6 protein-coding genes are annotated in these 7,255 nt (G+C 44.7%); 2 read left to right on the plus strand and 4 right to left on the minus strand.

All coding sequences use genetic code 11. The annotated features are described in order from the left end of the window. Nucleotides 1-294: 294 nt before the first annotated feature. The 4 genes from dnaJ to BP549_RS02640 form a co-directional block, all read right to left on the minus strand. Nucleotides 295-1,464 (minus strand): molecular chaperone DnaJ, encoded by a 1,170-nt coding sequence (dnaJ, locus tag BP549_RS02625; protein WP_292377898.1) that lies wholly within the window; start codon nucleotides 1,462-1,464, stop codon nucleotides 295-297. Between the two features lie 106 nt (nucleotides 1,465-1,570). Beyond that, on the minus strand, nucleotides 1,571-3,424 hold the full coding sequence (gene dnaK / locus BP549_RS02630; protein WP_292373141.1) for a molecular chaperone DnaK: 1,854 nt from the start codon (nucleotides 3,422-3,424) through the stop codon (nucleotides 1,571-1,573). Between the two features lie 196 nt (nucleotides 3,425-3,620). Beyond that, nucleotides 3,621-4,253 (minus strand): nucleotide exchange factor GrpE, encoded by a 633-nt coding sequence (gene grpE / locus BP549_RS02635; RefSeq protein WP_292377900.1) that lies wholly within the window; start codon nucleotides 4,251-4,253, stop codon nucleotides 3,621-3,623. Nucleotides 4,254-4,381: 128 nt separating this feature from the next. After that, complete coding sequence (locus tag BP549_RS02640; protein WP_292377901.1) at nucleotides 4,382-4,825, minus strand: heat-shock protein; 444 nt, start codon at nucleotides 4,823-4,825, stop codon at nucleotides 4,382-4,384. A 328-nt stretch (nucleotides 4,826-5,153) separates the two neighbouring features. Between BP549_RS02640 and BP549_RS02645 the strand changes: the two genes are divergently transcribed. Both BP549_RS02645 and BP549_RS02650 read left to right on the plus strand, forming a co-directional pair. Then, nucleotides 5,154-6,113, plus strand: a complete 960-nt coding sequence (locus tag BP549_RS02645; protein ID WP_292377903.1) for an ATP-grasp domain-containing protein — start codon at nucleotides 5,154-5,156, stop codon at nucleotides 6,111-6,113. Nucleotides 6,114-6,190: 77 nt separating this feature from the next. Beyond that, nucleotides 6,191-7,174 carry a hydantoinase/oxoprolinase family protein gene (locus BP549_RS02650; RefSeq protein WP_292377906.1) on the plus strand — a complete coding sequence of 328 codons (984 nt, stop codon included), beginning with the start codon at nucleotides 6,191-6,193 and terminating at the stop codon, nucleotides 7,172-7,174. Nucleotides 7,175-7,255 lie beyond the last annotated feature (81 nt).

Below are 7,255 nucleotides of genomic sequence, written 5' to 3' on the forward strand. Positions count from 1 at the left end.
CACGACTGTAAAATTCGGTCCGATAAATTGTTTGTGATAAAATTAATCAGCGTGTTACCATCTCTGGAAATTAAGTGTTTTGCAAACCAAATTTATAAGACCCAGTATTTTTTTAGAACTGAAGACTAAAGATTTAGACTTAAGCAGCTATATATAAATGTTTTTAGATTTTGCAGCAACAAAAAATTACAAATGTTAACGAGTCCTCAGGAAATAAAGTAAAAAAGAAAAAAAGTAGAAAAGGGATGAAAAAAGGACTCAAGAAGGGAGAATTGGCTGAGCTGAAAACTACTTTTAACCTTCAAAGGCATCCTTTACTTTCTCAAAAAAACCTTTGTTTTTCTTAGATTTCTCCGTGGACTTCTCGTTCCTGCCGTTTTGATCTCCATCTGGATTCTTGCCGCTGCTCAGAGATTCGAACTGACGAAGAAGATCTTTTTGTTCATGAGTAAGTTTTGTTGGAGTCTTGATTACAACCCTGACGAGCTGGTCACCTTTTCTGTTCCCGTGCAGGTGCTGAATTCCTTTATCCTTAAGCCTGAATACGGAATGGGTCTGGGTTCCTGAAGGAATGTTCATCTTGACCTTTCCATGGAGGGTGTCGACCATTACATCCGTCCCGAGTGCAGCCTGGGTAAAGGAGATTGGAAGTTCGGAAATTACATCGTAATCGACCCGTTTAAAGTAGGGATGTTCCATTACATGAAGCACGACATAGAGATCTCCGGATGGAGCACCTGGTTCTCCTGAGTCTCCTTCTCCGCTGAGCCTTAGATGCATACCAGAATCAGCTCCAGCAGGCACATTTACTGTTATTTTCCTTGTATTCCGGACTCTGCCTGTACCACTGCAGACCGGGCAGGGAGACTCAATAATCTGGCCCTTGCCGTGACAGGTGTTACAGGTGGTGGTGCTTACAAACTGCATGCCCAATCCGGAACGAGTGGTGTGGATTTGCCCTGTGCCGCCACATGTGGGACAGCGCTTCGGGCTTGTTCCGGGTTTGGCCCCGGTTCCGGAACAGTTTGAACACCTTTCCGTTCTCGGAATGTCGATATCTTTACGGACTCCAAAAGCTGCCTCCTCAAAGGTGATGTACATGTCATACTGGAGATCAGATCCTCTCCTCGGCCCCATAGGACCGCGTCTGCTTCCCCCACCACCGAAAAACATTTCGAATATGTCCCCGAAGCCGCCGAAATCTGCACCACGGAAGATATCTTCTGCGCTGTATTGCCCGTTTATTCCGGCATGTCCGAAGCGGTCGTACTGAGCACGTTTCTCATCATCTGAAAGAACGGCATAAGCCTCGGAGATCTCCTTGAACTTATCCTCAGCCCCAGGTTCCTTATTTCTGTCAGGATGATATTTTAGCGCAAGTTTTCGATACGTTTTCTTTATATCCTCGGGTGAGGCATCTTTGGATAATCCGAGAATTTCGTAATAATCACGTGTTGTGGCCATCAGGATTCCCTGTTATTTTAAAAAAGATAAAGCTCCGGAGCCTGCAGCAGCAGGTTTCCGGTAAGGCCTGAGAATCTCCAGGCCTTTTTTATTACTTAGTTTTACTTTATTTACGCTTTTCGTCGTCAACTACCTCATAATCAGCGTCAACGACCGTTTCTTCAGGACCTTTTGCATCGTGGCTTCCTGCTTCGCCTGAAGCCTGCTGAGCCTGCTGCTGGGCTTTCTGGTACATTGCAGTGGAGATCGGGTATACGGCTTCCTGAAGAGCTTCAGTCTTTGTCTTAATGGCTTCGCTGTCCTTACCTTCAAGAGCTTTCTTAAGATCCTCGATTGCGGCATTTACCTTTGACTTCTGGTCTTCTGTGGCCACATCTCCAGCTTCCTTTAATGTCTTTTCCGCAGCATTGATCAGAGCCTCGGCATTGTTCCTGGTCTCGACGTCTTCTTTGCGCTTTTTATCTTCTTCGGCATGCATTTCCGCATCTTTGACCATGCGCTCGATTTCGTCATCCGAAAGTCCGCCCGGCTTCTGGATGGATATGGACTGCTCCTTACCGGTTCCGAGGTCTTTTGCACCTACATGCAGGATCCCGTTTGCGTCAATATCGAAAGTAACTTCAATCTGCGGGATGCCTCTTGGAGCTGGTGGAATACCATCCAGAGTAAAGCGGCCGAGAGTCTTGTTTTCGGAAGCAATTCCCCTTTCTCCCTGAAGGACATGAATCTCTACTGAAGGCTGGTTATCAGCTGCTGTTGAGAAAATCTGACTTTTCTTCGTTGGAATTGTCGTGTTTCTCTGGATCAGTGGGGTTGCTATGCCTCCGAGCGTTTCGATTCCGAGAGTCAGAGGAGTAACATCAAGCAGCAGGATGTCTTTAACTTCGCCTCCTAGCACACCGGCCTGGATGGCTGCCCCAATTGCAACGGCCTCATCAGGATTGATGTTCTTGTAAGGCTTCTTGCCGGTAAAGTTCTCCACAAGCTCGACTACTGCAGGCATCCTTGTGGCGCCTCCGACCAGAATCACTTTATCGAGATCATTTGGAGTGAGTTTTGCATCACTGAGAGCCTGGCGCATAGATACAAGGGTCTTTTCAAGAAGGTCCTCGGTCATCTTCTGGAACTGGGCTCTGGTCAGGTCGACATCGAGGTGCTTTGGTTCCCCATCCGGACCAACTGTAAGGAATGGAAGGTTGATATTTGTACTTGCAACTCCGGACAGCTCGATCTTGGCTTTTTCCGCAGCATCGGTTAAGCGCTGGAGTACGGCTTTATCTTTTGAGAGGTCAATTCCTTCGGTTTTCCTGAACTCGGCAAGTAAGTAGTTAACAATACGCTGGTCGAAGTCGTCTCCTCCGAGGCGAGTGTCGCCGCTTGTGGATTTTACCTCAAAGACTCCGCCTCCGAGCTCGAGAATGGATACATCAAAGGTTCCGCCACCCAGGTCGTAGACAAGAATTGTTTGTTCTATATCTCCCTTGTCAAGCCCGTAAGCCAGGGAGGCGGCAGTGGGTTCATTGATAATTCTCAGAACTTCAAGACCTGCAATTGCCCCTGCATCCTTTGTAGCCTGTCTCTGGGCGTCGTTGAAATAGGCAGGGACTGTGATAACAGCCTGTCTGATAGTTTCTCCAAGATAAGCTTCTGCATCGGTTTTGAGCTTCTGAAGAATCATCGCGGAGATTTCCTGTGGCTTATACTCCGTTCCCTGAAGAGTCACCTTGTAATTGGCGTCTCCCATATGCCTTTTAATGGAATAAACAGTATTTTCAGGATTCGAAACAGCCTGTCTTTTTGCAACCTGGCCTACAAGTTTCTCTCCTTTTTTAGAAAATCCGACCACTGACGGGGTTGTCCTTGCGCCTTCGGCATTAGGGATCACGACAGCTTCCCCGCCTTCCATTACTGCCATGCATGAATTAGTAGTACCAAGGTCAATACCAAGTATTTTTGCCATGTTTTATCCTCACTAATTACCTGGTTAAATTATTAATTATTCAGTTAAAATTTATATTAAATTATAGAGTTAGACAAATTTTTTAGACAAATCATTAAGTTAAATTATGTATTAAGTTATTTGATAAAGTTAGAGTAAAGTTATTCAGTATAATCAGAGAGTAAGTTATACCTGAATTCAGGAGTAGATTTTCTCCTTACTTCTCGACTTCATCATCAGGATTTCTGGCCACTGAAACCATAGCAGGCCTGATAACTTTAGAGTTAAGAGCATATCCCGTTTTATAAACATCTACTATAGTATTGTCCGGGACTTCAGAGGTCTCGATATGTTGAACTGCCTCATGCCTGTGAGGGTCAAATTCGCTGGCTTTTTCACTCTCAATCTTCTCAATCCCGTACTTTTCGAGAATCGAGAAAAACTGCTTTGAAAGCTGTTCGATTCCACTGACGATCGAGCTCATGTCCTCTGCAGTTTTTGCAGATTTAAGGGCACGATCAAAATTATCCGTTACTTCAAGGAAGTCAAGAAGTACCTGCTCAAGCACAGCTTTCCGGTTTTCCTCCATCTGGCGGGCGTTCCGTTTTCTGAAATTGTCAAAGTCTGCTGCAAGCCGGAAATACTTATCCATGAGAAGCTGTTTCTCCTCCTGGCACCTAGCTTCAGGACTTTTTTCAGCTTCCGGACTGGCAGAAGCCTCTTTGGGTTTTTCCAGTGCTTCATAAGCCTCTTCCGCCGAAGAACCAGAATTTTGGGCTTCAGAATTTTCAGCCCCAGCCTGGGCATCTTCTTTAGAATCTTTAGTTTCATCTTTATTGAATATTCTCATTCATCGAACCCCATCAAGTAAGTACAACGGTTTCGCTCGTCCTGTGATCTGTGATTGTTTGTAATTCTATAAATACTTTTCTGATATTTAGGAATACTCATCACTCAAAAACAAACGAAAAAGAAAAATCAGTAAAAGTGGTTTTGAAGTTTATAAAAGAGTGCTTTGAGCATTACAACGCTTGCAATCATGGAAGCCGCAACTGCTGAAATCACCTGGTCCCACCCTATGGCTGAGATTCCTCCACCCAGTGCAAACTGCACGCCGCCTACAAGCGACACAAATACAAAGGAAAATCCAAAACCTGCAAGAGCTCCCCCGATAAGGGAACTTAGGGTGTCCAGCCCACGTTTTTCATAAAAAACCATGCCTGCAATAAACATTACTGCAAAGATTAAAAGTACGACTGCGGAGGGCAACGGACTTTCTTTTGTGGAAAAGATATTAAAGAGCCCGAGCCCCATATCAACCAGGAATATACCCATGAAAACCGAAATCGCAAGAGTTTTAACAAACGGGTTTTCAAAGATCGACTGAGAGTTAGGGTTTATGTTGTTAATAATACCAGGCACCTTATGTTTTTGGATGTTTAACTTTATGGTATAAACTGTATAATTTATATAAACTTTTACATATTGAATTTAGTTTTTAATCCAACCGTTGGGCCGCAACCGTTGAGTCGCAACCGTTGCGCCGGTTGATCACGCCGTTGTTAGGGGTTTTCGATTTAGCAAGATTTTTCGCTCAAGCCTTTTTTGAAAAGGCTTGTGATCACGCCGATAGGGTTTGGGGATAAGGTTCTTATCAAACCCTAACGTTGCCAGGGGTTTTCGCTCAAGCCTTTTTTGAAAAGGCTTGGAACAAAAAGTAATATATAAATTACCGAGTTTCTCCTTTCCGATGAAAATCCTGATTGCAGAATTTGCTGTCGGCACGGACATTGAAAAGTCCCTTATCCCTGAGGGAGCAGCTATGCTAGAAACCCTTGCCGAAAGCTTTACCCGTCTCGGGCATGAGGTTTACTACCCATCCGCAGGCACGAAGATCTGTGCAGGCACGCGTGTTGAATCCACAGACGAAAGTTTCAGGCAGGTAATTGAGAGAAAAGCAAAGGACTGTGATGCAGGGCTGGTTATTGCCCCTGATTCCATGATTCCCGAGTTGAATGAAGTTCTTGAAGAAAATACCGTAAACCTGGGATGTTCGCCTCAATCGGCAACCTGCTGCGCGGATAAGCTTATGTGCACGGAAATTCTGAAGAAAGCCGGAATTAAAGCCCCTGAAATAGTAAAAAAGGCTGAAGAAGGCAAAAAGTATGTTACAAAGCCCAGGTTCGGCTGCGGCGCAGAGGCAACATACCTTGTCACAGAGTTTGATAACAACGAGGAACTCGTTGCAAGCGAGTATGTTAAAGGAGAAACCCTGAGCGTAAGCCTTATAGCAGGAAAAAAACCGCTTCCTCTTACTGTGAACCGCCAGTTCATAGAATTTGGCGAAAAAGAAACTGAAGCTGGAGAAAATGGGAAAACAGGAGCCTTCGGTATAAAATATAATGGAAGCCTTACTCCTTACCAGACTCCAAGGCGAGACGAACTCTATGAAACTGCAATCTCCACAGTTAAATGCCTGAACTGTTTCGGGTATGTAGGTGTAGATATTATACTTGCTGATCTTCCATATGTAGTGGATGTAAACCCCAGGCCCACAGCATCACTTTTCGGGATTAGCCACGTTATGCGAGAGGAAATTGGAGACTTGCTTTTGAAAAATAAGTTTGGAGAACTGCCTGACTCGATACATATTGAGGGAGAATACCGCTTTTCAAAGGATGCGCTTGGGGAGCTTTTCGAAAAGGCTTGAGAGATAGGGAATAGGTCGAAAAGCCGAAAGTAAAGAATAATCGAAAGCTTGAAAAAAACATATTAAAAGGCTTAAAAATGAATTCGAAGATTATCGGGCTTGATATTGGAGGAGCGAATACTAAACTTGCCTCCTCGGATGGAAAGATTGTAGAACTGCATTATTTACCTCTCTGGAAAAATACGCAGCTTCCGAAGGTCTTAAAGGAAATAGCACAGCGGCTGCAGCCTGAAAAAGTTGCTGTGGTTATGACTGGGGAACTTGCAGACTGTTTTGAAGACAAAGAACAGGGCATCCACTTTATAAAGTCCTGTGTTGATTCTGCCTTTGGGATCTCAAAAGTGTCTTATATTAACAGCATGGGAAGGTTCCAGAGCGAAACTGACGAGGTAAGGGAACTTGCTGCTGCCAACTGGGCGGCTTCAGCCAGGTTGATAGGAAAAGAAATAGGCGATTGTATTTTTGTGGATGTGGGAAGTACCACAAGCGATATTATCCCTATCGTGTCAGGAGAACATAAAGCTGGGCTTAATGATTTTGAGCGGCTGGTAAGAAGTGAACTTGTGTATGCAGGCACCCTCCGGACAAATCTTGCCTCAATTCTCGAAAAAGTAAAACTTGAGAGGGGCTGGTGCAGGACAGCTTCCGAACTCTTTGCTACAACTGCAGATGCTTATCTCCTGCTTGGGAAAATTGATGAAAGCATGTATACCTGTGAGACCGCTGACGGAGCAGGCAGGAGCAAAATCAATGCTATGCGCAGGCTTGCAAGACTGGTATGTGCCGACCTTTCCGAAATCCAGGAAAGAGAAATCTACGAAATTGCGGGCCAGTTAAAAGAAAAACAGGTTTCTATTCTCACTGAGGCAATTTCCGAGGTTGCGGAAAGGAACGGGCTTAAAAAAATCGCAGCTGCAGGCCTTGGAGAATTCCTGATAAAGGAAGCTGCCGAGAAGCTTGGTTTCGAATGCATTTCGATATCTGGACGCTGGGGAGAAGAGATCTCAAAAGTCTTTCCGGCATATGCGGCTGCCAGACTGCTTGCCTGTAAGCCTTTTTAAAAACAAGCCTTTTTAAAAAAGGCTTGAGCGAAAAATCTTGCTAAATCTAAAACGTCATGAAGGCGTGATCACAAGCCTTTT

Origin of the sequence: Methanosarcina sp. UBA289 (assembly GCA_002496565.1) — an archaeon.
In the GTDB taxonomy this organism is placed as follows: Archaea; Halobacteriota; Methanosarcinia; order Methanosarcinales; family Methanosarcinaceae; genus Methanosarcina.